General features: G+C 62.9%; 17 protein-coding genes. 8 read left to right on the top strand and 9 right to left on the bottom strand.

Features of this window, described 5'->3' with window-relative positions:
- The first annotated feature begins 75 nt into the window (after positions 1 to 75).
- Positions 76 to 768 (top strand): OmpA family protein, encoded by a 693-nt coding sequence (locus tag H7225_RS08435; protein WP_290660760.1) that lies wholly within the window; start codon positions 76 to 78, stop codon positions 766 to 768.
- On the opposite strand, the gene H7225_RS08430 is transcribed toward H7225_RS08435, so the two are convergent.
- Positions 752 to 1,645: a metal-dependent hydrolase gene (locus tag H7225_RS08430; RefSeq protein ID WP_290660758.1), complete on the bottom strand. Its 894-nt coding sequence runs from the start codon at positions 1,643 to 1,645 to the stop codon at positions 752 to 754. The two genes, H7225_RS08435 and H7225_RS08430, sit on opposite strands and share 17 nt — an antisense overlap.
- Before the next feature lie 166 nt (positions 1,646 to 1,811).
- Between H7225_RS08430 and H7225_RS08425 the strand changes: the two genes are divergently transcribed.
- Entirely contained in the window at positions 1,812 to 2,855 is a 1,044-nt protein-coding gene (locus tag H7225_RS08425; protein WP_290660756.1) for an AraC family transcriptional regulator, read from the top strand.
- Here the strand turns inward: H7225_RS08425 and H7225_RS08420 are convergent.
- A complete protein-coding gene (locus H7225_RS08420) occupies positions 2,827 to 3,717 on the bottom strand; it encodes a GAF domain-containing protein (protein ID WP_290660754.1) in 891 nt (296 codons plus the stop codon). The genes H7225_RS08425 and H7225_RS08420 overlap by 29 nt on opposite strands.
- A gap of 74 nt (positions 3,718 to 3,791) precedes the next feature.
- On the opposite strand from H7225_RS08420, the gene pgl reads away from it, so the two are divergent.
- Positions 3,792 to 4,508, top strand: a complete 717-nt coding sequence (gene pgl / locus H7225_RS08415; protein ID WP_290660752.1) for a 6-phosphogluconolactonase — start codon at positions 3,792 to 3,794, stop codon at positions 4,506 to 4,508.
- Positions 4,509 to 4,615: 107 nt separating this feature from the next.
- Positions 4,616 to 5,218, top strand: a complete 603-nt coding sequence (locus tag H7225_RS08410; protein ID WP_290660750.1) for an isoprenylcysteine carboxylmethyltransferase family protein — start codon at positions 4,616 to 4,618, stop codon at positions 5,216 to 5,218.
- Positions 5,219 to 5,289: 71 nt separating this feature from the next.
- On the opposite strand, the gene H7225_RS08405 is transcribed toward H7225_RS08410, so the two are convergent.
- Positions 5,290 to 6,999: a hypothetical protein gene (locus H7225_RS08405; RefSeq protein WP_290660748.1), complete on the bottom strand. Its 1,710-nt coding sequence runs from the start codon at positions 6,997 to 6,999 to the stop codon at positions 5,290 to 5,292.
- 200 nt (positions 7,000 to 7,199) lie between these two features.
- On the opposite strand from H7225_RS08405, the gene H7225_RS08400 reads away from it, so the two are divergent.
- Positions 7,200 to 8,525: an acyltransferase gene (locus tag H7225_RS08400; RefSeq protein WP_290660746.1), complete on the top strand. Its 1,326-nt coding sequence runs from the start codon at positions 7,200 to 7,202 to the stop codon at positions 8,523 to 8,525.
- 5 nt (positions 8,526 to 8,530) lie between these two features.
- Positions 8,531 to 9,853 (top strand): acyltransferase, encoded by a 1,323-nt coding sequence (locus tag H7225_RS08395; RefSeq protein ID WP_290660744.1) that lies wholly within the window; start codon positions 8,531 to 8,533, stop codon positions 9,851 to 9,853.
- Between the two features lie 28 nt (positions 9,854 to 9,881).
- Here H7225_RS08395 and H7225_RS08390 read toward each other — a convergent pair whose 3' ends face one another.
- The 6 genes from H7225_RS08390 to H7225_RS08365 form a co-directional block, all read right to left on the bottom strand.
- Positions 9,882 to 11,342 carry an alpha/beta hydrolase domain-containing protein gene (locus H7225_RS08390; RefSeq protein ID WP_290660742.1) on the bottom strand — a complete coding sequence of 487 codons (1,461 nt, stop codon included), beginning with the start codon at positions 11,340 to 11,342 and terminating at the stop codon, positions 9,882 to 9,884.
- 22 nt (positions 11,343 to 11,364) lie between these two features.
- Complete coding sequence (locus tag H7225_RS08385) at positions 11,365 to 12,534, bottom strand: ABC transporter permease (RefSeq protein ID WP_290660740.1); 1,170 nt, start codon at positions 12,532 to 12,534, stop codon at positions 11,365 to 11,367.
- Positions 12,535 to 12,547: 13 nt separating this feature from the next.
- Complete coding sequence (locus H7225_RS08380) at positions 12,548 to 13,708, bottom strand: FtsX-like permease family protein (protein WP_290660738.1); 1,161 nt, start codon at positions 13,706 to 13,708, stop codon at positions 12,548 to 12,550.
- Positions 13,709 to 13,729: 21 nt separating this feature from the next.
- Positions 13,730 to 14,446, bottom strand: coding sequence for an ABC transporter ATP-binding protein (locus H7225_RS08375; protein ID WP_290660736.1), 717 nt, complete (start codon positions 14,444 to 14,446; stop codon positions 13,730 to 13,732).
- A 19-nt stretch (positions 14,447 to 14,465) separates the two neighbouring features.
- Positions 14,466 to 15,698 carry an efflux RND transporter periplasmic adaptor subunit gene (locus tag H7225_RS08370; RefSeq protein ID WP_290660734.1) on the bottom strand — a complete coding sequence of 411 codons (1,233 nt, stop codon included), beginning with the start codon at positions 15,696 to 15,698 and terminating at the stop codon, positions 14,466 to 14,468.
- Between the two features lie 133 nt (positions 15,699 to 15,831).
- Positions 15,832 to 16,215 (bottom strand): hypothetical protein, encoded by a 384-nt coding sequence (locus tag H7225_RS08365; protein ID WP_290660732.1) that lies wholly within the window; start codon positions 16,213 to 16,215, stop codon positions 15,832 to 15,834.
- Positions 16,216 to 16,463: 248 nt separating this feature from the next.
- On the opposite strand from H7225_RS08365, the gene H7225_RS08360 reads away from it, so the two are divergent.
- Together H7225_RS08360 and H7225_RS08355 are read left to right on the top strand one after the other, a co-directional pair.
- Entirely contained in the window at positions 16,464 to 19,928 is a 3,465-nt protein-coding gene (locus H7225_RS08360; RefSeq protein WP_290660730.1) for a transglutaminase family protein, read from the top strand.
- 117 nt (positions 19,929 to 20,045) lie between these two features.
- Positions 20,046 to 22,331 (top strand): circularly permuted type 2 ATP-grasp protein (locus H7225_RS08355; RefSeq protein ID WP_290660728.1); only part of this gene is annotated, 2,286 nt, incomplete at its 3' end.

Raw genomic sequence — 22,331 nt, 5'->3', positions numbered from 1 at the left:
CAAGGCAGCGCGCCATGCGCTGATGCCACCTTGCCCGGGCTGCGCTCAAAATCATTTCCAAACGGAGACCATCTCATGAACACCACGACCCCATCCCCCGCCCGTGGCCGCTTTGCTCAGCGCGCCGTCGCCCTCGCCATCGTCTCGGTGACCGCCTTGCTGGGCGCTTGCGCCGACATGACCGACACCCAGCGCCGCACCGGCACCGGGGCCGCCATTGGCGCTGCCACGGGTGCGGTGATCGGCTCCACCACGGGTGGCAAAGCCGGCACTGGTGCCTTGATCGGCGGCGCTTTGGGCGCCATTGCCGGCAACGTGTGGTCACGCCACATGGATGCGCAACAGCGCGCCATGGAGCAAGCCACCCAAGGCACGGGCGTTGAAGTAACCCGCACCAACGACAACCAGCTCAAGCTGAACGTGCCGGCCGACGTGTCGTTTGACGTGGGCCGCGCCGACATCAAGCCCGAGTTGCGCAGCGTGCTGGAGCAATTCGCCAGAGGCTTGAAGGCCCAGCCCAACACTTTGGTGAACATCGTGGGCCACACCGACAGCACCGGTTCTGATTCGGTGAACGAGCCCTTGTCGCGTGAACGTGCTCAAAGCGTCAAGGCTTTCCTTGTGGACCGTGGCGTGGGCAGCGCTCGCGTTGACACGCAAGGCCGTGGTGCCCGCGAGCCCATTGCCGACAACGGCAGTGCCGATGGCCGCTCGCGCAACCGCCGTGTCGAGATCTTCTTGCGCGAACCGGTCAGCGGCGGGGGCTGATCAAGCCGGCCTGGAACAAAGCGTCACCCGCCAGCATCGGGTCGTTCGTTTCTTCGTAGGCCTTGATCCAGACCGGGTAGCTGTGGATGACCGCGTGCTGCCAGGGGTGGAAGCCGGGCTTGAAATACGCCAGCAGCTTGAGCATGTTCTTGGAGAACAGGCCGTTGATGCCGTACAAAAAGTTCAGCCCTTTCAGCGTCATGAAAAAGCGTTGGGTGCGCGTGAAACCATCGTCGCGCAAGAAGCGGTTGGTCAGGCGCAGGCTGTCCTTGACGACCTTGTACATCGCGTGAACCAGCGCGGTGCAACGAAGGATGTAGCCGACCTTGGCCACCTTGGTCATCACGTCGTAGGCCACGGCTTTGTGCTCCATCTCTTCGATCGCATGCCAAGCCCACATGGCCCGCACCTTCTCGTGGGCCGGGGCCATCACGTCCCTTTCCGAGAACAGTGATTCGGCCATCATCGCGGTGAAGTGCTCGAAGGCGGCGGTCAGCGCCAGGTTGTACCCGGGCGAATACTTCTTCGTGTAGTCCTCGAACAAGTGCTTGACCTCAACCACCAAGTCATCCACCGTTAAACCTTGCTGGCGCAACACCGCGTTGTACCGCGTGTGGGCAATGCCATGCTGGCCTTCCTGGCGGGTGAAGTCCCTCACGTCCTGGGCCAGCTTGGGGTCGGTGATGAGGTGGCGAAAGGCGCGCACGCTGGTGATGAAATAACGTTCACCATCCGGAAAAGCGGCCTGCATGCCGTCGAACACGCGGGTCTTGAACGGGTCGCCGCCGAACCAGAATCGGGGCATCTTGTCGTCCAGCTGGAAGTCCAGCTTTTCACGGGGAACGATGTGTTCGGGCTTGCTGGAGTGTGGCGTCATGCTGTCGTCCTCTGGGGTAGCTACTACTGCCTTCAGTCTAAAAATGGCGCGACCCTGCCGCCATGGCATTCAGCGACAGCGCGGAACCGACAGCGACATGTCATGATGGCCAGGTGTTAGTACGTTCGGGTTATGCAAGGGTTAACTTTGAGATGAGCATGCAGCCATGAGCGGGGACGACTTCCTCAACTTCTACGTGATGTCCACCTTGTCCAAGGCGGGAGCGCGCTGCGGCTTCAACATGCAAGAAGCCGTCAGCCGCGCGCAGATCAACGTCGAGGTGTTCGACAACCATTTGTCCAAGCTCAGCCTGGCGGCCTTGCGCCGCCTTTTCGAGGTGTGCGAGGCCGCCACCGAAACCGCCTACTTCCCCCTGGTGCTGGGTGACACCTACGGCTTTGACGCCATCCCCGAGGTGGACACCTTCATCGCGACCTGTGCCACCTTGCGGGCCGGCATGATGGCGCTGGACTGGATGCCGCACATCGTGCACCCGGCCCTGCGCATCGCGACTTCGGACGACGCGTTCACCTTCAATGTGACCTTGCGGGTAGAGGGCGACGAGCCCGCGCATCCTGGCTTGGTCGAGGCGGCGCTCACTTGCATCGTCAAGTTCTCCCGCATGATCTCGCCGCGCGAAGATCCCTTGCGCGAGGTCTGGTTTCAGCACGGCCCGCAAGTTGATCCACGCGTGTACGGCTCTTACTTTGGCGTGCCAGTGCGTTTCAATCAAAGCGAGAACCGCCTGGTCAACGCGTCCAGCAGCCTGGACAAACCGCTCAAGGGCGGCTTCCCTTCGCTCAATGCGCAGGCGCAGTTGATGGTCGAGCAGCGCCTGAAAAAAATCAGCGAGCAAGGCACCCTGACCACCCGCATCGAGCAACTGCTGTCCTTGCGGACCGATCTGTTGGGCGCCAAGGTGGACGATGTCTCGGCCTTGTTGGACCTGCACCCGCGCACCCTGCAGCGCCGCTTGAAAGAAGAAGGCGAAGGCTTTGCCGAGGTGCAGACCCGCGTGCGTCACGACCGGGCGCGCAAGCTCCTGCACGAGACCGACCTGGACATCGAAGCCATCAGCATCAAACTGGGCTTTCAGGATCGGCACAGCTTCACGCGCGCTTTCACGCGCTGGGAGGGCGTGTCACCCGCCGTTTTTCGTCGGCCTCAGGCCCTGTCGCAGGTCACAGATACAAGGCCAGCACTTCGTTGACCTCGCCATCGGCCACGACCGGGATGGCAATCATGGATTCGCCAATCGCTGGCACACCTGTCAAGAAGGCGCTGGCCATGGGGTTCTCGGCAGAGGAGTTCAGGGCAATGGGGTCTGCTGGTGAAGACAAGCTGCCCTGTGTTTCGCAAAAGCCGAAACTGCGTTCAAGTTGCTGACGCGCCGCATCGGGCGCCCAGCTCTCCAGCTTCTGTGCAATGGGCGTGCCCAAGGCAGACAGCAAGGTCATGACATAGATTTCATCGGTTTTGGTGGGGCAGGGCAGGCCCAGCCCTCGGGTGATGCCGGCTTCGGCCGCGGTGGCGCCGCGCAAGAAGCGGGACGAGGCGCCCAGGTCTTCCATGAACACGGCGCCGCCGCGTTGCCATGCCAGGCCAGGCAGGCCGGTGCCACGCGGCAAAAAAGTATCCTTGGACAGGATCTCGAACGAGTCCGAGGCCGTGCCGTAGTAGCCGTCCACCAAGGTCATGTCCGTGGTCACGCGTGGGCTGTTGTGCCACAACTCGATCGCGCCGGCGCGGGCGTCGGCACTGCCGCCGAACAGCACCACGACCGCCTTCAAGGTGCTGCCCACAAAGATGGGCAGGGCGATGGCGCAACTCAATCCGGCCTCTTTGGCGGCGGCTGTGCGGCGAAAGTGCAGGCTGTCAAAGTCTTTCAGCAGGATGGGTCGGCCTTCTTCCCAGGCCTGGCCCGGCAGTCCTTCGCCCAAGCCAAAACACAGTGAGCGCGTGGCGGCAGCAAAACCTTTGGCGGGGCCGAACAGCCCACCTCCAAACTCCAGCAGGGTGTGGTCCTGGTTGGGCAACCAGATTTCGGCGATGCGGATGAATGATGCTTTCATGCTGTTGGATCGAGCAAGTTTCACGCCAAGTCAGGATTTTGGGCGGCCTTGGTGAGCTTTGCTAAAGTGAGTTCATGCCTGATGCAACTTGTCATTTCCATGAAGCCCCTGACGCCCAGACCTTGGCGCAGGACCTGGCCCGTTTCGTGGCTGCGCGTTTGCAAGAGGGCCTGAGCCAGCGTGGGCGGGCCTTGCTGGTGGTGTCGGGCGGTAGCACGCCGATTCCCTTCTTCCAGTCCTTGTCGCAGACCGCCCTGGATTGGCCCCAGGTGAGCATCACCCTGGCCGACGAGCGCTGGGTGCCTCCTGATCATGCCGACAGCAACGAACGCCTGGTCCGGGCGCACTTGCTCCGGGGCCTGGCCAGCCAAGCGCGTTTTGTGCCGTTCAAATCGGCCGATGCCCTGGCGGGGCAAGGCGTGCCCAAGCTGGAGTCCGCCCTGCAGGCATTGCCCTGGCCCGCCGATGTGGTGGTGCTGGGCATGGGGGCGGATGCGCACACCGCTTCTTTATTTCCGGGTTCTGCCCAGCTGGCCGAAGCACTGGATGACGCCCGGGCGGCGCGTTGCTTGGCCATCAGCGCACCGCCCCTGCCCAATGTGCCCGTGGACCGCGTCAGTTTGAGCAGGCGGGCCTTGCTGGACACGCGCCATGTGGTCATCCACATCACCGGCTTGCCCAAACGCCAATTGCTTGAGCAGGCCAGGCTTGCGGGCCCCATAGAGCGCATGCCCATCCGGTTGGCCTGGTGTCGGGCGAATATGCTATGCGATGTGTTTTATTCGAATTGATATTGCCGTGATTTGAATATTATTACGGGAAACTACTCTTTCAAACCAGGTTTGAATGTGCGACAATGCATTCGACGTTATGTATTAGGATATTAAAGATGTTTCCGATGGATGATTATTTCGCGCTCCCCTTTGTATCGCCATATGCATTTGCTTTCTGGGGCGTGCTCATCTGGGCTTATTACCTGGAGGGGGTTCAGCACAAGCGCAGCCAGCAAAGAATGGCCAAGCACGCCGGTGCCGACAAGTATTCTGGTTTGGTGATTTCCATCGGTTCCACCGTCTTGCAACTCGTGGCCTTTGGCCTGACCCTCTACGCCCCCTGGCGCGTCAGCGAGCCGCTGATCTACGTGTACTTTTGGGTTGGTCTGGCCCTGGTGGTGATGGGCATGTTGTTGCGCATGCACTGCTGGCGCGTGCTGGGCGAGTTTTTCACCCCCACGGTCACCATCGCCAAAGAGCACAAGGTGATCGACCAGGGCGCCTACAGGTGGGTGCGCCACCCTTCGTATTCCGGCGCCATCATGACCTTGATTGGCCTGGCCCTGGCATTGGGCAACTACGGCAGCATCGCGGTCATGGTGATCGGCACCATCGCTATTTATATCTACCGCATCGAAGCTGAAGAAACCGCGCTGGAAGGCGCTTTGGGCGAGGCCTACGCCAAGTTCAAAAGCAACCGTCGGCGCCTGATTCCATTCGTGTATTGATTGAGTCCGGCCCAGCAAATGGGCCGAGGTTCAAGCACCTTGCAAGGCGGGCTCCACCCCAGGAGTCCGCCTTATTTTTTGGGCGGCTCCATGGCGTGGAGCACTGCCTTGCCGACGTCGTAGGGCGCAATCTCTAACGATTGGCCAATGGCTGGCGGCTGCAGTTGGGCCACGCCGTCTTCCTTCCAGGCCAGGAAACGCCATGGGGCATTCTGAACGGACGTGGGGAAGCGGAACACGGCGGTCTTGGGGGCATGGTCCTCGGTGATCGCTTCGACCAAGACCGAGATGTCGCCCATCTTGACGGTGTCGCCCACCTTGAATGGCTGCTTCTGGATGTCGCGCGTGATGGTGCCCCGAAAGCCCGTGGGCACCGACAGCCTCAGCGAGTTTTCATCCACGCGCGTGAGGGTCATCGCCTGGTTGTTGGGCCCCAGGGCCCGCATGGTGGTCGGGTTGAGCAGGCCATGGTATTGGCGAATCAAGGGAATGTAGTAGATGCTTTCGGCCGAAGGCAGGTTCATCAGCAGGAAGTGTTCTGCTTGACCTGCGCGGGCGTTGGGCATGGCCAGCGGCGCTTGCGTCTCGCCGGCTTCGCCCAGCGTTTTCATCACGGCCGACGTGCCCAATTTGGCCACCGGAAAGATGACCAAGTGGATGAAGCCCAGCACCAGAACGAGGTTCTTGGCGGAGCCCAGACCCCAGCCAATCAATTGCTGACGATGGCGCCAGGCCATCAGCAAAATGATGGACAAGAGGCCACTGGCACCGACGTCGGAGTTGATGGTCAACCGGTCAAACGGGTAGCCCGCGCACGCTGGCGCCAAGGCCAGGAGCGAGCCTGCGGCATAGAAGCGGGCCAGTGACGAGCGAAAGCCGCCCATGGCGTGAATTGCCCAGGCCAAACCCAGCAAGGCCAAGGTGGCGGCGCCCGAGTACAGGTATTGCGTGCTGCGGCTGAGTTGCTCGAACATCACCGACGAGACGCCGAACCACTGGGCCACCATCAAGGCGGGCAGGCGCAAAGCCAGGCTCACAGCAAACCCACTGGCGTTGGACGCCGGGTCGACATAGCCCGGCGACCCGAAGCTGCCGTAACCCAAGTGGCTGTGCAGTGCCTTCCAGGCCAGCGCGATCAAGATGAAAGGCAGCAGGGCCTTGAACCTGACCGCCCGTGATTTGCCAGGCTCCAGGAACAGGGCGTAGGCCAGAAGATAGCCGGCGGTTTGGATGGAGGCCTCGGCGCTGAACAAGCCCAGCACAAAGCAGGCGGCTGCCAGCCAGCCATGAACGGCCGAACGGCCTTGGCGCCAATGGTGGTAGCCCAGCAGGGTCAGCACCATGAACAAGCCCGAGAGCATTTGATTTCTGCTGGCCAGCCATGCCACCGCGAAGACGTGCAGCATGTTGCCGGCGAACAGCCAGGTGGCCAGCCCGGCTTGCTGCCGATCGGGGTCCAGGTCTCGGAACAGCTTGCCGATCAGCAGGATCATCACGCCATACATCAGCAGGCTGTGCACGTGCATCAACAGGGGCGAATCGGGCCACCATCGGTAATCAAGCTGCTGGCTCAATTCCGCCAGGGGCCGCCAAAATGCAATGCGCAAATGATCGTTGGCCCACCAGACCAATTTGCCCGAATCAATCATGGCCTGATTGTTCAGCGCGTTGCCATCGGCAAAAGTGAACAGGCCGAAAAAGGAACCCGGTTGAGCATTGACCGACCGGCCTGTCAGCAAAGACCAGTGCAGGTAGTCATCACCCAGAAGCCCCATGTTCATCGCGGGCGCGATCAGTAGCATACCGACCAGGGCGGCAACAGGCACGCACCAGCGGCTAGAGAGAAATCTTCCCCACATGACCAAAATCCTTGGCAAATATTCTATTTTACCTTGATGATCCCCTGGGAAAGTCCCCCTCGGGGGCGGGTTTGTATTCTGGAAAAATCGGTTCTTTTGGTTGATTGATTTTCGGAAGTTTCATGGGCAAGCCGCGTCGTACCCTGTTTTTTGGCAAACGTCTTCATTCCGGAGGCACCGCGCCACGGCAATATCTCACTGGCATCGATATCCTGCACGGGCATGTGTGCGTTCCGCTGATATTCGTCTACAAAAAAGGTTTTGACATCGAGCTGGCCGAACGCGGTCTGACCGAGGCGCTGAAGCACTACCCCCAGGTGTCAGGCCGCTACCAGAAGGACAATGAGGGCCAGGTTTTCAGCGATGGGCAAGACCATGGCATCGACTTCCGGGTTCACCGTTGTGAAGGCGCCATGCCTTACGGCGAGCACCAGCCACTGCTCAAGGATTTAAAGCACTTCTACAAGGGCTTCATGCCCTGGCAAGTGGTGGGCAAGGACATGCCCCTGATCCAGGTTGACATCAGCCAGTTCGAAGACGGCGGCATCGTGATAGCGATCTGCATCGTGCATTCCACCTTCGACGGATCCAGCTTTTTCGGCTTCCTGCTGAACTGGTCGCGGGCCTGCCGTGGGTTGCCGCTGGAGCTGCCATCCTTCGACCGCAGCGTGATGATCAAGGCCGGCCAGACCGGACTGGACACGAGCGGCTTCGACCTGGTCCGCCAGCCCAGCATCCTGGATGGCGTGCTCACCATGTCGCGCCTGGGTTGGCGGGCGGCCACCGACATGCACAAAGAGATTTTCCGCATTCCCGCACCAGCCATTCAGGCGTGGAAGGACCAGGCTGACGCCGAGTTGCCCGATGCGAAGGGTGTGAACACTGGCAAGCTGGTCACGGCCTACGTGCTGCGGGCCCTGTCGCCCCTGATGCCGCCGGGTGCGCCGCGCCGGGTGGGCATGGCCCTGGACATGCGCTACGTGCGCGGCCTGACCTTGCCACGGGATTACTTCGGCAATGGCCTGTGTTACGCCCAGGCCCACTACACCGAGCAAGAGCTGGCCCAGCAAAGCCTGTCGGTGTTGGCCGAACGCTGCAAGCCCCCGGCCGACGAGGTCAGCGCCGAGACCGTGTCCAAGCTCTTGACCGTGGCCGAGCATCACCGGCAGCAGAAATCCATCTGGCGCCTGATCTTCAAGCCTGCGGTCGACACGCTGGCCGGCGGCATCGTGCAGAACAACCTGTCGCTGCTGCCCATCTACGATTTCGACCTGGGGCGCGGTACGCCTGATTGGTACGAAACCTTCGCCATGACCATCCGCATGATGGCCCTGGTGTCCACCCCGCAGAAAGACGGCGGCATCGACCTGCACATGGCCGCCAGCAAGGCCGAGTTGCAGGCCTTGCGTGAGCGCCTGCAGGCCGACGGCATCTCGGGCAAGGCTTGACGACCATGGCGAAACTGCGCACGCGACTGATCCTGGGCAAACGCCTTCACGCGGGCGTGACCGCGCCTAGGCAATACCTGTCGGGCCTGGACATCTTCCATGCGCATGCGGGCATCCCGGTCGTGCTGGTCTACAAAAATGGCTTTGACTTGGCCGTGGCCGAGCGTGCCCTGATCGAGACCTTGAAGCACTACCCCATCATGACCGGGCGCTACAAGAAGGACGAGCAAGGTCAGGTCTATGTGGACAGCAACGACGCGGGCATCGATTTCCGCGTGAGCCGCTGCGAGGGCGCGATGCCCTACGGCCCCGACAACCCGGCAGGCAAGGACGACATCAAGAAGTTCTTCAGGCTGGTGCTGCCCTGGCAGGTGGTCGACCAGGACGCTGCGCTGCTGCAGGTGAACATCTTCCAGTTTGACGACGATGGCATCGTGATGTGCTGCTACGCACCGCATTCGTTGCTCGATGGGTCGAGCTACTGGGGCTTCATGCAAAACTGGTCGAACGCCTGCCGTGGGCTGGAGGTCAAACCGCCATCCTTCGACCGGCAGGTGTTGATCGATGCGGGCCAGACCGAGGTCGATGCCACCAGCTACGACCTGATGGTGGCGCCCGGCTGGGTGGATTACATCCGCACCATGGTGGGCTTGGGCTGGCGCGCGGTGACTGGCTTGAAGAGCGAAGTGATGCGTGTGCCGGCCCAGACCATCCAGCAATGGAAGGTGCAGGCCAAGGCCGAGATGCCCGAGTCGGCAGGCGTGAGCACGGTTGAGCTGGTCACCACTTATGTGATGAAAGCGTTCTCGCCCGTCATGCCCGGCGGCGTAGAGCGCAGCGTGGGCCTGGTGCTGGACCTGCGCTACAAGCGCCGCCTCAAGCTGCCGCGCGATTTCTTTGGCAATGCCCTGTGCTACGCCGAGGCGCGCTACAGCGAGCAAGATCTGGCACAACAGAGCGTGCCGGTGCTGGCCGAACGCTGTCGCCCGGACAACGAACAAGTGAGCACCGCCAGCCTTTTTAAAATGCTGGCGCTGACCGAAACATACCGGCAAAAGAAGGCAGTGTGGAAGCTGATCTTCAAGCCCACCATCGAGACCTTGCGCGCCGGGTTGATCCTGAACAACGTGATCCAGCTGCCCATCTACGACATCGACCTGGGTCGAGGTACGCCCGACTGGTACGACATTTGCCCCATGACCATCCGCATGCTGATGGTGGTGAACACGCCGCAGAAAGATGGCGGCGTGGACCTGCACGTGACGGCCCGCAAGGCCGAGTTGAAGGCGCTGCGGGCCAGCCTGAAGGCCGACGGCATCTCGGGCTGAGGCTGAAGGCTGCGCAGCACCGACTCGGTCAGTGCGGCAGCTTCACCAACCGGGCTTGGTCCAGCAGCAGGGCATGGCCCGATGGGCGCAGGAAGCCGTCGCTCAAGAGCTTGTCCGCGTGCTGCTTGTACGCTTGCACATAGGCTTGGTCGCTGGCGTAACGTGAGCGCAGAATCCCTGCATCCAAAGGCTTGGCGGTGCCCCCGGCGATGCAGGCAAAGCCCACCCAGAAGCCCAGCGAATTGGTCGGCCCGTTGTTGAACATGTCATAGCGCGCGGTGGGCGCGTCGAGCTCAGGCAGGCGCAAGCCGCCCATCGCATTGCCCAGGTCGTCGTCTTTCACAAAGCCCAGGCCGGTGCGTTGCAGTCGGGGTGCTTTGGGTGGCGGCGTGCCGGTGGTGACCCAGTTGCGCAAGGCGTGCAAAGCGGCGTGGTCGAACACCTGAGTGGGCAAGGTGCTGGAAGGGTTGAAGCACTTGGGCGTGGTCAGCTTGGCATCGGCCTGGCTGGCGGCCAGTGACTCTTCGCGCATGTGCTGGTCAAAGTGGGTGCCGCCTGCGACTTCCCAATAACGCAGCTTGTCGGTATCCAGCGTCTTGGACAGCGGCCAGCTCACCGCCACTTCCATCTCGGTCTGCACCTGCATCAGGGGCACTTTGGTGTCGGTGCGCACTTTGGGCATCACGATGTTGATGTGCCAGCCGTTGACCTGCATGGCGGCCGGTGTGGCCCCCCGCATGTAGAAGCCGTCGTAGGCGTTGCTGCGCGGCTGAAAGGCGTTGATGAAAGTGAAGAGGAAAGAGGCCGATTTGGAATACCCCATGCCCAGCAGCTTGACCTGGGTGTTGGCGCGGCCCCATTGCCCGGCGGCCTGGCGGATGGCCACCGCAGCGTGGTCGTAGATGTCGAAGGAATAGTCGCTGTCGCTGACCACCGCTTGCGCATAGCGCTCGGGGTTGGCCTGTTTGAGCGATTTCACGCTGGCTTCTTCCGCGCTCACGCCAACCCAGGCATAGCCTTCGCGCTCGATCTCGTCGCGGGTCACCATCCAGCCGCCATCCAGCTCAAAGCCCAATGAAGTGTTCAGCCATTCGACCAAGACGATGCCGTTGAAGCGGGCCGGGTCTTTGGGGCGGCGCACCAGCACACGAGTTTCATAAGCTTGAGGTTGGCCGCGCGTCTTGAGCTTCCAGTGGCCATCGTCGTTCCAGTCGCCATCGGTGGAATAGGCCTGCGACTGGCCGCGCACGCGGAACTCTTCTTCCACGTAGCCCACGGTGGCCAGTTGAGCCTGGCGGCTGGAGACCGGCCGCCCGGCGGCAGAGGGCAGCAGTGTGTGTACCGTGGCGGCTTTGGCATTGTCGGGTGTTGCGGGTTCCTGGGCCAGTGCCGTGCAGGCCGTGTTGGCCAAGGCCACGCACAGTAGCAGCAAGCAGCGAAACAAGTGACTTAGCGTGTTCTGAGCCCGGTGGTGTCGAGAGGTGTGCATGTGGGCGTGTCCACCTTGGGGATCAGGCCTGACGCAAGCAGTCGATGATGCTCAGCTGGCCAGCGCGCCAGGCGGGCACGAAGCCGCCCAGGAAGCCCATCAACAAGGAGAAGGACATGGTCTGGATGGCGACATCCCAGGTGAACTTGAAGCGGAAAGCCATTTCGGCAAAGGTCTCGTAGTTCAGGGTCGAGATGTTGACGGTCTGCATCAGCGAGGCACCCATCAGGCCGACGATGCCGCCGACCATCGACAGTCCCAGGGACTCGCCCAGGAAGGCCATCAGCACAGCCTCGCGCCGGAAGCCCAAGGCACGCAGGGTGCCGATCTCGCCAATGCGCGAGGCCACGGCCGCGAACATGGTGATCATGGCGCCGACGATGGCGCCGATCGAGAAAATCACCGACAGCGACAAACCCAGCAGCTTGATGAACTTGGTCATGCTTTCGGACTGCTCAGCGTAGAAGCGGGCTTCCAGCTTGGCGTCGAGCTGCAACTGCGGGTCATCGGCAATGGCTTGGCGAATGCCGTTGAAGGCCTCGATGCTGGCCAGCTTGAAGACGATGCTGGCATAGACCGCGCGCCGGAAGGCCTGCATGACCTGGTCGACGTCGCCCCAGATTTCGGAGTCGAAACCGCTGCGCTCGGCGTCGAAAATGCCGACCACGGTCCATTCGCGGCCCGCCATCGTGACGGTGTGGCCCAGGCTCATGTTGGCGAAGCCCCGTGCCACGGCGCGCCCGGCCACGATCTCGGAGGTGCCTGGGCGGAACATGCGGCCTTCTACCAGCTTGACCTGCGGCCGGATGGCCAGGCCGATCTCCGAGGTGCCACGCAGGGTCACGTTGGCCATCTCCAGCGAATCACGCTTGGGCAGGTTGTTCAGCACGGCCACTTCGCGCGACACCAGCCGGCGCCCCTGGTTGTCGGTCGCGATGCCGGGCAGGGCGTCCAGGTTGCTGGCCTGCGAGCGGGTGATGGCGGAGTTGATCTCAGCGCCTGCGCCTTTGCGCAGGATGAGCACGTTGTCGGGCTGGCCAGTGGCCACCATGGTCTCGTTGATGCCTTCGCTCATCATGAGCACGGTGGCGAACACGAAGACCACCAGGGCCATGCCGCCGGCGGTCAGGATCGTGGTGACGCGGCGCACCCACAGGTTGCGCAACACATAGGAAAGGGGAATGGCTCTCATGTTGGGCGCCCCATCAGGCCACGTGGCGCAAGCCCTGAACGATGTCGATGTTCGACATCTTCCAGGCCGGCCAAGCTGCGGAGATCAGGCCCACAACCAGGGCAGCAACGCCTTGATAAATCATGGTCGTTTGGGACACCTCGAACACCTTGAAGAGGTTGTTCGTCTGGTGCAGGAAACCGATCGCCAGCGGGAAGGTCATGGCGATGCCGATGGCGCCACCAATGGTCGCGATCATCAGGCTTTCACCAAACAGCAGCTTCACCACAAAGGACGGCGAGAAGCCCAGCGCCTTGAGCGTGGCGTATTCGGACAGGCGCTCGCGCGCGGTCATGGTCATGGTGTTGGCCATCACGGCCATGATGATCAGGATCACCACGAAGCTCACGGCGCGCACGGCCATCAGGATGGCTTCGCTCATCGAGACGATGCCCAGCTGGAAGGCCTTTTCGGTCTCGGTGCGAGTCTCGGCCACCGAGTTGCGGAACAGCGTGTCGATCTCTTGCGAGACGGCCGAGGCGCGGCCCGGGTCCTTGATGTTGACCATGTAGATGCCGACCTGGTTGGCGGCGGCCGAGCCCAGGCGCTGGCGCACGCTTTCGGCCAGCAGGCCCCAGTGCATCATCATCAGGCTTTCGTCGGTGCGGGCGTCGGTGGCGTGGTAGATGCCGCGGACGTTGAAGCTCCAGTTGCCGGGGTAGACGGTGCCGCTCAGGGGGATGGAGTCGCCCACCTTCCAGCCAAAGCGCTGGGCCAGCTTGCGGCCGATGATGGCGCCCTGGCGATCGGCCATGAAGGCCGATTTTTCTTCCTCGCTGAGGATGTACTCGGGGTACATCTTGAAGTAGCTGTTGCCGTCCACCGCGAAGCGCGCGAAGAAGTTGCGCCGGTCGATGTAGATGCCGCCAAACCAGTTGACCCAGGTCACGCCGGTGACGCCTTCAACCTTCTTGATGCGGTCAGCGTAATACAGGGGCAGGGGGTAGCCCACCGAGATGGCGCTGCGGGTGATCAGGCGTGTGTTGGAGGTGCCGTCTACGCCGGCATACCAGGCGTCGACCACGGTGCGCAACAGGCCAAAGGCACTGATCGCCACGATCAGCCCGACCATGGTCAACATGGTGCGCAGCTTGTGCCGAAAGGCGTTTTTCAGCAGCAGTTTGAAGAGGAACATGGACTACTTGGCCTCTTGTGCTCAGTGCCCGCTGGCGCCAGGGTCGGACACCAGCACACCCTTTTCCAGGTGGATCATCCGGCTGGCGCGCGAGGCGGCCTTGGGGTCATGGGTCACCATGACGATGGTTTTGCCCAGGTCGCGGTGCAACTCATCCATCAGCTTGAGGACTTCTTCGCCGGTGGCGCGGTCCAGGTCACCGGTGGGTTCGTCGGCCACGATCAAAGTGGGGTCGGTCACCAGGGCGCGGGCAATGGCCACGCGCTGCTGCTGGCCACCAGACAACTCGTTGGGGTAGTGGTCCATGCGGTCGGACAGCTTCACCATGGCCAGGCAGGCCTCGACGTGGTGCTTGCGCTCGCGCCGACTCAGGTTGGTCAACAGCAGGGGCAGTTCGACGTTCTCGAAGGCCGACAGCACCGGCATGAGGTTGTAGAACTGGAAGATGAAACCCACGTTGGCGGCACGCCAGTCGGCCAGCTCGCTTTCGTCCAGGGTGGCAATGTCGACGCCGTTGATCTTGATGGTGCCCGAGCTGGGCTGGTCGATGCCGGCGATCAGGTTGAGCAAGGTGCTCTTGCCCGAACCGCTGGGGCCCATCAGCGAGACGAACTCGGCGCGTTCCACTTCCAGGTTGATGTCCATCAGGACGGGGATGGGCTGACCGCCACGCGTGTAAGTCTTGGTCAGGTTGTCGATGCGGATGACGGAATCGCGCTTGCCTGCGGTATCACTCATGATGGGGTATGGCTGCAGTTCAAGGTGTGCCGACGCTGACGCGGGAGCCGTCTTTCAGTCGGGCGGGCGGTGTGGTCACCAGCTTGTCGCCGGATTTGACGTCACCAGTGATTTCACGCAGGTCACCCAGCTTGCGGCCAGGGCGAACGACCAGCTCCTGGACGGTGGACGAGCCACCCTCGCCAACCTTGACACGGTAGACGACGCTGGCGCCATCCTTGCCCCCCAGTGCGGCGTTGGCCACGGCCAGCACGGGTTGTTGGTCGGCGTCGGTGATGTCCTGCGACAGGAAGCTCACCTTGGCGCTCATCTCTGGCAGGATGCGGCCGTCGAGCTTGTCAAAGCGGATCTTGGTCATGACCGTGGCCTTGGCGCGGTCCACCGTGGGCACGATGCCCGACACATGGCCACGGAAGCGCACGGAGGGCAGGGCGTCCAGCGTGATCTCGACGGGCTGGCCCACCTTGGTCTTGGACAAGTTGCCCTCGGACACGTCGGCCTCGACCTCCAACGTGCTCATGTCAGCCATGGTCACCACAGCGCCTTGGGCGCCAGCGGCGCTGGACATGGGGGTGATGATGTCGCCCACATTGGCGTTCTTGACCAGCACCACACCATCAAAGGGCGCTCGGATCTCGGTGTAGTCCAGGCCAACCGTCTGCATCTTGACTTGGGCCCGGGCTTGTTCCAGCGCGGCCTTGGCGGCGGACAATCCTGCAAAGGCAGCCTTGTTGCGGCTCACGGTGGTCTCAACCGATTGGGGCGAGAGGAAGCCTTGGGCTTCCAGGCCGCGGGCGCGGGCGGTTTCGGCGCGCGCATTGATCAGTTGGACGTTCGATTGCTCGACGTTGGCCTCAGCCTGGTGAACGGCGGCTTCAGCCCCCAGGATGCCAGCCTTGATGTCGCTGGCGTCCAGGCGGGCCAGCAAATCGCCCTTCTTGACGTGCGAACCCTCGCGCACAAGGAGTTCGATCAGGCGACCGGACGCCTTGGAGGCGACGGCAGAGCGGCGCTGGGCCACGACATAGCCGGAGGCGGTCAGCTGCACATATTGCTGCGAGGGGGTGCTCATCACCACGGTGGTGGTGGTGACTTCAGCGGTGCGGGGGACCAGGTAATAAGCGGCCACGCCGATCACGGCAGCGCCTACCAGCACCCAGGGCAGGATGCTTTTTTTCTTCTTTACCGAAGCTTGAACACCTCTGTCAATCTTGAGTTTGGACAGAGCCGAAGGGACGGGTACATCAGTCATGGTGTTGCAACGGGTAAAGAAGGCGATTTTGCACTGTCCTGTGATCCATAACGCTAATCGTTGTGCCGACCCTTGAATCGATGGGCCTGCGGGTTTCCTGGATGGACAAATGCTTGGGTATGTGTTTTCTTTGCTAGGCGTGCGCTGGTTCTGAGGTGTGATTTTCGATTCGGTGGGCGACAAAAGACGGGGTCTCGTCCGATGGCAGGTGGCGCGGCAGACTCAGGCGCAGGCGGACTTCAACCTCGGCGATGCACCCCTCTTCGGTGCCCCTGGCCAGGAATCCGGCGGCGATCAATGATCGGACGTAAAGTTTGTTGTAGAAAAAGGCCAGCAGCACGTTGCTGACACTGAACGTCAGCGCACCACCGACGATGACCAGCAGGCACAGTTTCCATTCGCGCTGGTACATCGGAAGCAGGGCACCAAACTGCAGCAGGCGCCAGTTGAACCCGATGGGCACCATGCGCGTGATGCCCGTTCGGGGGTGTTCAAAGGTGATGAAATTTTGCGTCATCGCTGGGTGCCGAAACCGTGTAGCGGGTCCGTTTCTGGGGCAGCTTTGAGTCTACGGCATGGGGGTCGGGCCAGCTCTAGGGGATTGCGTGGTCGCCTGTTCAAGGGATGGGCGTTCGGGCAGACTTCACGGGGAGCGAAGTGCCTCGTGGTGAATGGCGCACGATGTGCACCATCGTGGCCCACAACTTGCTGGTGTCACCAAGACGCCTGCACACTGGTGCAGGCCAGTCCTTTCCGGAGATCAGTGTGTCCATTCACGTCGCCCTTACTCACGTCACACATTACACCTACGACCGCCTGGTCGATCTGTCTCCTCAAGTGGTGCGTTTGCGCCCAGCGCCTCATTGCAGAACCAGGATCCTGTCCTACTCCTTGAAGGTGGAGCCGGCCCATCATTTCGTCAACTGGATGCAGGATCCGTTCTCCAACCATTTGGCCAGGTTGGTGTTCCCTGAGCAGACGCAAGAGTTCAAGATCACGGTGGACCTGGTCGCCGAGATGGCGGTCTACAACCCCTTCGACTTTTTCCTGGAGCCCGAGGCCGAGAACTACCCCTTCTCGTATGAAGCGGGCCTCAAGCACGACCTGGCGCCTTACCTGGTCAAGGATCCCGCCACGCCCTTGTTCCAGAAATTCGTGGACAGCATCGACCTCAAGGAGGTTCGCACCATCGATTTTCTGGTGGGTTTGAACCAGCGCCTGCAAGGCGACATCAGCTACACCATCCGCATGGAACCCGGCGTGCAGACGCCCGAGCAGACGCTGACCTTGAAATCCGGCTCCTGCCGTGACACGGGCTGGCTGCTGGTTCAAGCCTTGCGGCACCTGGGCCTGGCCGCGCGCTTTGTGTCCGGCTACCTGATCCAGCTCAAGGCCGACGTGGCGGCGCTGGATGGCCCTTCGGGCACCGATGTTGACTTCACCGACCTGCACGCCTGGTGCGAGGTCTTCTTGCCCGGCGCGGGCTGGATCGGACTTGATCCCACCTCGGGCCTGATGGCGGGCGAAGGCCACATCCCCGTGGCTTGCACGCCCGAGCCCACCACGGCCGCACCGGTCAGCGGCGCGGTGGACGAGTGCGAAGTGAGCTTCAGCCACGAGATGGGCGTCACGCGCATTTACGAATCACCACGGGTGACCAAGCCCTACTCACCCGAGCAATGGCAGGCCATCGATGCGTTGGGCCACGATGTCGATCAACAGCTCAAGAGCAGCGATGTGCGCCTGACCATGGGCGGCGAGCCCACCTTCGTGTCGGTCGATGACCGCGAGGGCGAGGAGTGGAACACCACCGCCATGGGCCCCACCAAGCGAGGCCTGGCCACGACCCTGGTGCACAAGCTGCGCGAGCGTTATGGCAAGGGCGGTTTCCTGCACTTTGGCCAGGGCAAGTGGTACCCGGGCGAGCAGTTGCCGCGCTGGGCCCTGTCCATCTTCTGGCGCACCGATGGGGAGCCCTGCTGGCACGACCCCAGCCTGTTCGCCGATGAGCAGAACGGTGTCAGCTACAACAGCGACGATGCCAAGCTGTTCGTTGAGACCTTGGCCACCAAACTGGGCGTGGGCACCAAGCACATCCTTCCGGGCTATGAAGATGCTTGGTACTACCTGTGGCGCGAGCGTCGCTTGCCCATCAATGTGGACCCTTTCGACACCCGCCTGGAAGACGAGATGGAGCGCCTGCGCTTGCGCCGCGTGTTCGACCATGGCCTGGACAAGACGGTGGGCTACGTGCTGCCGCTCAAGCGCGAGTCCGCCGCGATGCTGGACACCCCGCGCTGGATCAGCGGCGCCTGGTTCTTCCGCGATGGGCGCATGTACCTGGTCCCTGGCGATTCGCCCATGGGCTATCGCCTGCCGCTGGATTCGCTGCCCTGGGTGTCGGCCGAGCAATACCCGTATACCCACGAGCACGATCCCTATGCGCCTCAGCCCGCTTTGGCGCCCGCCGCGCAATTGAAGGCGCAGTACGCGCGCCATCAAATGCAAGTGGATGCCGGCCTGCCAACCAAGGGCGAGTTGGGCATAGGCGGGGGGGCTGCCTCGGGCGATGCGGGTCACGGTCTGACGATCACCGGGGATCCAGGCCGCGCGCCCAACCGTTTCGAGTCCGCCCACTGGGTCACACGCACGGCCTTGTGCGTGGAGGTGCGCAACCCCGACCGCAGCAATGGCCCCAAGGTGGAAGAGAAAGGCAAGGGCGGTGGCGTGATGTACGTCTTCATGCCGCCACTGACCGTTCTGGATGACTACCTGGACCTGCTGGGCGCGGTCGAGGCCACGGCCACCGACCTGGGTGTGCAGATCGTGCTGGAAGGCTACCCGCCACCGCGCGATGGCCGATTGAAGATGCTGCAAGTCACGCCTGATCCAGGGGTCATCGAGGTCAACATCCACCCGGCCTCCAGCTGGGCGCAGCTGGTTGATCACACCGAGTTTTTGTACCAGGCCGCACACGAAACGCGCTTGTCGACCGAGAAGTTCATGGTCGATGGACGCCACACCGGCACGGGGGGCGGCAACCACTTCGTGCTGGGCGGCGCCACGCCGTCCGACAGCCCTTTCCTGCGCCGCCCGGACCTGATCCCCAGCCTGCTGACCTTCTGGATCAACCACCCCTCGCTGTCCTACATGTTCTCGGGCATGTTCATCGGGCCGACCAGCCAGGCGCCACGCGTGGACGAGGCCCGCATGGATCAGGTCTACGAGCTCGAGATTGGCATGCGCGAGATCGAGCGGCAGGTCGAGGTCTGGGGCCATTGCCCGCCTTGGCTGATTGATCGCGCATTGCGCAACCTGCTGATCGACGCCACGGGCAATACCCACCGCAGCGAGTTCTGCATCGACAAGTTGTACTCGCCCGATGGCCCCACGGGTCGCCTGGGCCTGCTGGAGCTGCGCGCCTTTGAAATGCCGCCGCATGCCCACATGAGCCTGGTGCAGCAATTGTTGTTGCGCGCGCTGGTGGCCTGGTTCTGGCGCGAGCCGTACAAGGGGCATGGCTCGCAGCGCCTGACGCGTTGGGGCACGGGCTTGCACGATCGCTTCCTGTTGCCCAGCTTTGTCGAGCAAGACTTTGACGATGTGCTGACCGAACTGTCGCAGGCCGGCTTCAATTTTGATCCAGCCTGGTTTGCGCCGCACTTCGAGTTCCGCTTCCCCTACGTGGGCGAGGTGGCGGCCGGCGGCACGCACATGACGGTCCGCACGGCGCTGGAGCCCTGGCATGTGATGGGCGAAGAAGGCTCGCCAGGTGGCACGGTGCGTTATGTGGATTCGTCGCTGGAGCGCCTGGAAGTGCGCGTCACGGGCCTGAATGGCAACCGCCATGTCGTCACTGTCAACGGCCACATCCTGCCCTTGCACCCCACGGGGCGCGTGGGCGAATACGTGGCGGGGGTGCGTTACCGCGCCTGGCAGCCGCCATCGTGCCTGCACCCCACCATTGGCGCCGACGCCCCGCTGACCATCGACCTGGTCGACAGTTGGCAAAAGCGTTCACTGGGTGGGTGCCAGTACCACGTGGCGCACCCGGGCGGTCGCAACTACGACACCTTCCCGGTCAATGCCTACGAGGCGGAAAGTCGGCGTTTGTCGCGCTTCTTCCGCATGGGGCACACGCCGGGTGTGATGTCGGTCAAGCCGCTCAAGCCCGGCATTGAGCACCCGCTGACGCTGGACTTGCGCACCGCCAAGATGGGTGGCGTTTGACGGCAAAACCTGGCTGGGTGGCAGGCGACCTTTTGGCTAACCCTTGGTCAAAATCTTGCATGCCTCTTTGACAATATGGGCAGTTCGCGCGAAGCTGCCCTTTTCATTGCCCCCTCGATGCCATTCTCCTTGCCGTTGTTTGACGATGACCCGGATCAGTCGACTGCCGCTGAGGCCTTGCTGCGCCGAGCGCGGCCGGTGGAGGCCGGGCATTACGATGATCTGCGTGATGCCGAAGGCCAACTTCGGCCGGGCTGGGAGGCCTTTGCCGGGCACCTGGGTGGCTCCCTGGACGACCTGGGGCAGCGGCAAGCCTTGCTGGCGAAGCAAATCCAGGAAGACGGTGTCACCTACAACATTTATGGCGCGCAGGGGGCGGCATCGCGGCCCTGGTCGCTGGAGGTCTTGCCTCGGTTGATCGAACCGCAGGATTGGCGCTTGATCGAACAAGGCGCGGCCCAGCGCGCCAGCCTGCTCAACCAGATCGCAGCCGATGTGTATGGCGAGCAGAAGCTGCTCAAGGATGCCTACCTGCCCGCTGCCTTGGTGCTGGGTCACCCTGGCTACCTGCGCGGTCTGCATGGCGTCAAGCCACTGGGCGGCGTCTACTTGCACGTGGTGGCCTTTGACATGGTCCGGGCCCCCGATGGTGCCTGGTGGGTGGTGTCGCAGCGCACCGAGGCCCCATCCGGCCTGGGCTACGTCATGCAGAACCGCTTGATCGTCTCGCGCCTGTTTCCGGAGGCGTTCCGCGCCATGAGCGTGCAACACCTGGCCAGTGGTTTCCGCCGCTTGCTCGAGACCTTGCAGACCCTGGCCGAACCCTGCGCCAATGGCCAGTCGCCACGCCTGGCCCTGCTGACCCCAGGGCCTTACAACGAGACCTATTTCGAGCACGCTTACCTGGCGCGCTACCTGGGCCTGCCCTTGGTGGAGGGGGGCGACCTGACCGTGCGCGATGAGCGCCTGTACCTCAAGACGGTGCAGGGCCTGGAGCCCATCCATGGCCTGCTGCGCCGCCTGGACGACGACTACTGCGATCCCCTGGAACTTCGCAGTGATTCCACCCTGGGCGTGCCGGGCTTGATGCAGGCCGTGCGGGCCGGCAATGTGGTGATGGCCAATGCGCTGGGCACGGGCTTCCTGGAGTCGCCCGCCGTGCATGGCTTCCTGCCCGCCTTGTCGCGCCACCTGCTGGGCAAGGCGCTGATGCTGCCTTCGCTGCCCACCTGGTGGTGTGGTGAAAACGCGGCCTGGCAGGATGTGAAGTCCGACCTGGGCGAGCAAGTCATCCGGCCCACGTATCCCTTTGGCAGCGTGCCGTTCGAGGCGGTTGTCGGCCCCAGCCTGAATGCCCCGGCTTTGAAGGCCTGGAGCGCCCGCATCGAGCGGGACCGCGCCGCCTACACCTTGCAGAACTTCGTGCCTTATGCGCAGCTGCCGGTGTGGTCGGCAGGGCAGTGCAGCATGCGCGGCGCGTCATTGCGCGTCTACGCCCTGGCCGATGGCAAGGGCGGCTGGCAGGTACTGCCGGGCGGAATGACCCGCATCGCCACCCGCGACTCGGGGCCCGTGTCCATGCAATTGGGCGGCAGCAGCCTGGACACCTGGGTCATCACCGATGGCCCGGTGGACACCTTCTCGATGTTGCACCAAACGCTGCACGTTGAAGACCTGGTGCAGCGTCAGCGCCCTGTGGCCAGTCGCATGGGCGAAAGCATGTTCTGGATGGGCCGCTACACCGAGCGAGCCGAGTTCCAGCTTCGCCTGGTGCAAGGCTTGTCCAGTGTGCTGGCCGATGACGACGAGACCGACCCCGCTGTGCTGGAGGCCTTGTCCGACCTGGCCCGCATCAATGGCCTGGTGCCCGAGGGCACACCCAGCCTGACCAAGTCGCCGCGCGTGTTCGAGCGCGCCACCGTCGAGTCGCTGGGCGATGCCCACGCCGAGCAGGGCTCCCACAGCTTGGCCTACAACCTTGGTGCGCTTGAGCGCTCGGCACAGGCGCTGCGCGAGCGCTTGTCGCCCGAACATTGGCGGCTGCTGCGCGCATTGGGCGACAACTTTCGCCAACGTCTGCTGGGCCCCGAAAGCGGCGACCAGCCCGACCTTGAAGACGAGGACGATGCGGACAACCTGCCCGACCTGGTGAATGTCCGCGAGGCACTCGATCACCTGGCCATGCAGTTGGCGGCCGTCACCGGATCGCAAACCGACCGCATGACCCGCGATGCCGGCTGGCGCTTGCTCACCGTGGGCCGACTGCTGGAGCGCCTGGTCAGCTATGCCGGCATCCTGCAGGCTTTCTGGCAGCGTGAAGCCATGCACACGCCGCAAGGCTTTGACTTGTTGCTGATGCTGTTTGACAGCGCCATCACTTTCCGCGCGCGCTTCCAGCGTCGC

Source organism: Aquabacterium sp. (genome assembly GCF_014378415.1).
Lineage (GTDB): Bacteria > Pseudomonadota > Gammaproteobacteria > Burkholderiales > Burkholderiaceae_C > Aquabacterium.
Note: the sequence above shows the minus strand (reverse complement) of the source record. Positions and strands in the feature narration are given on the sequence as shown.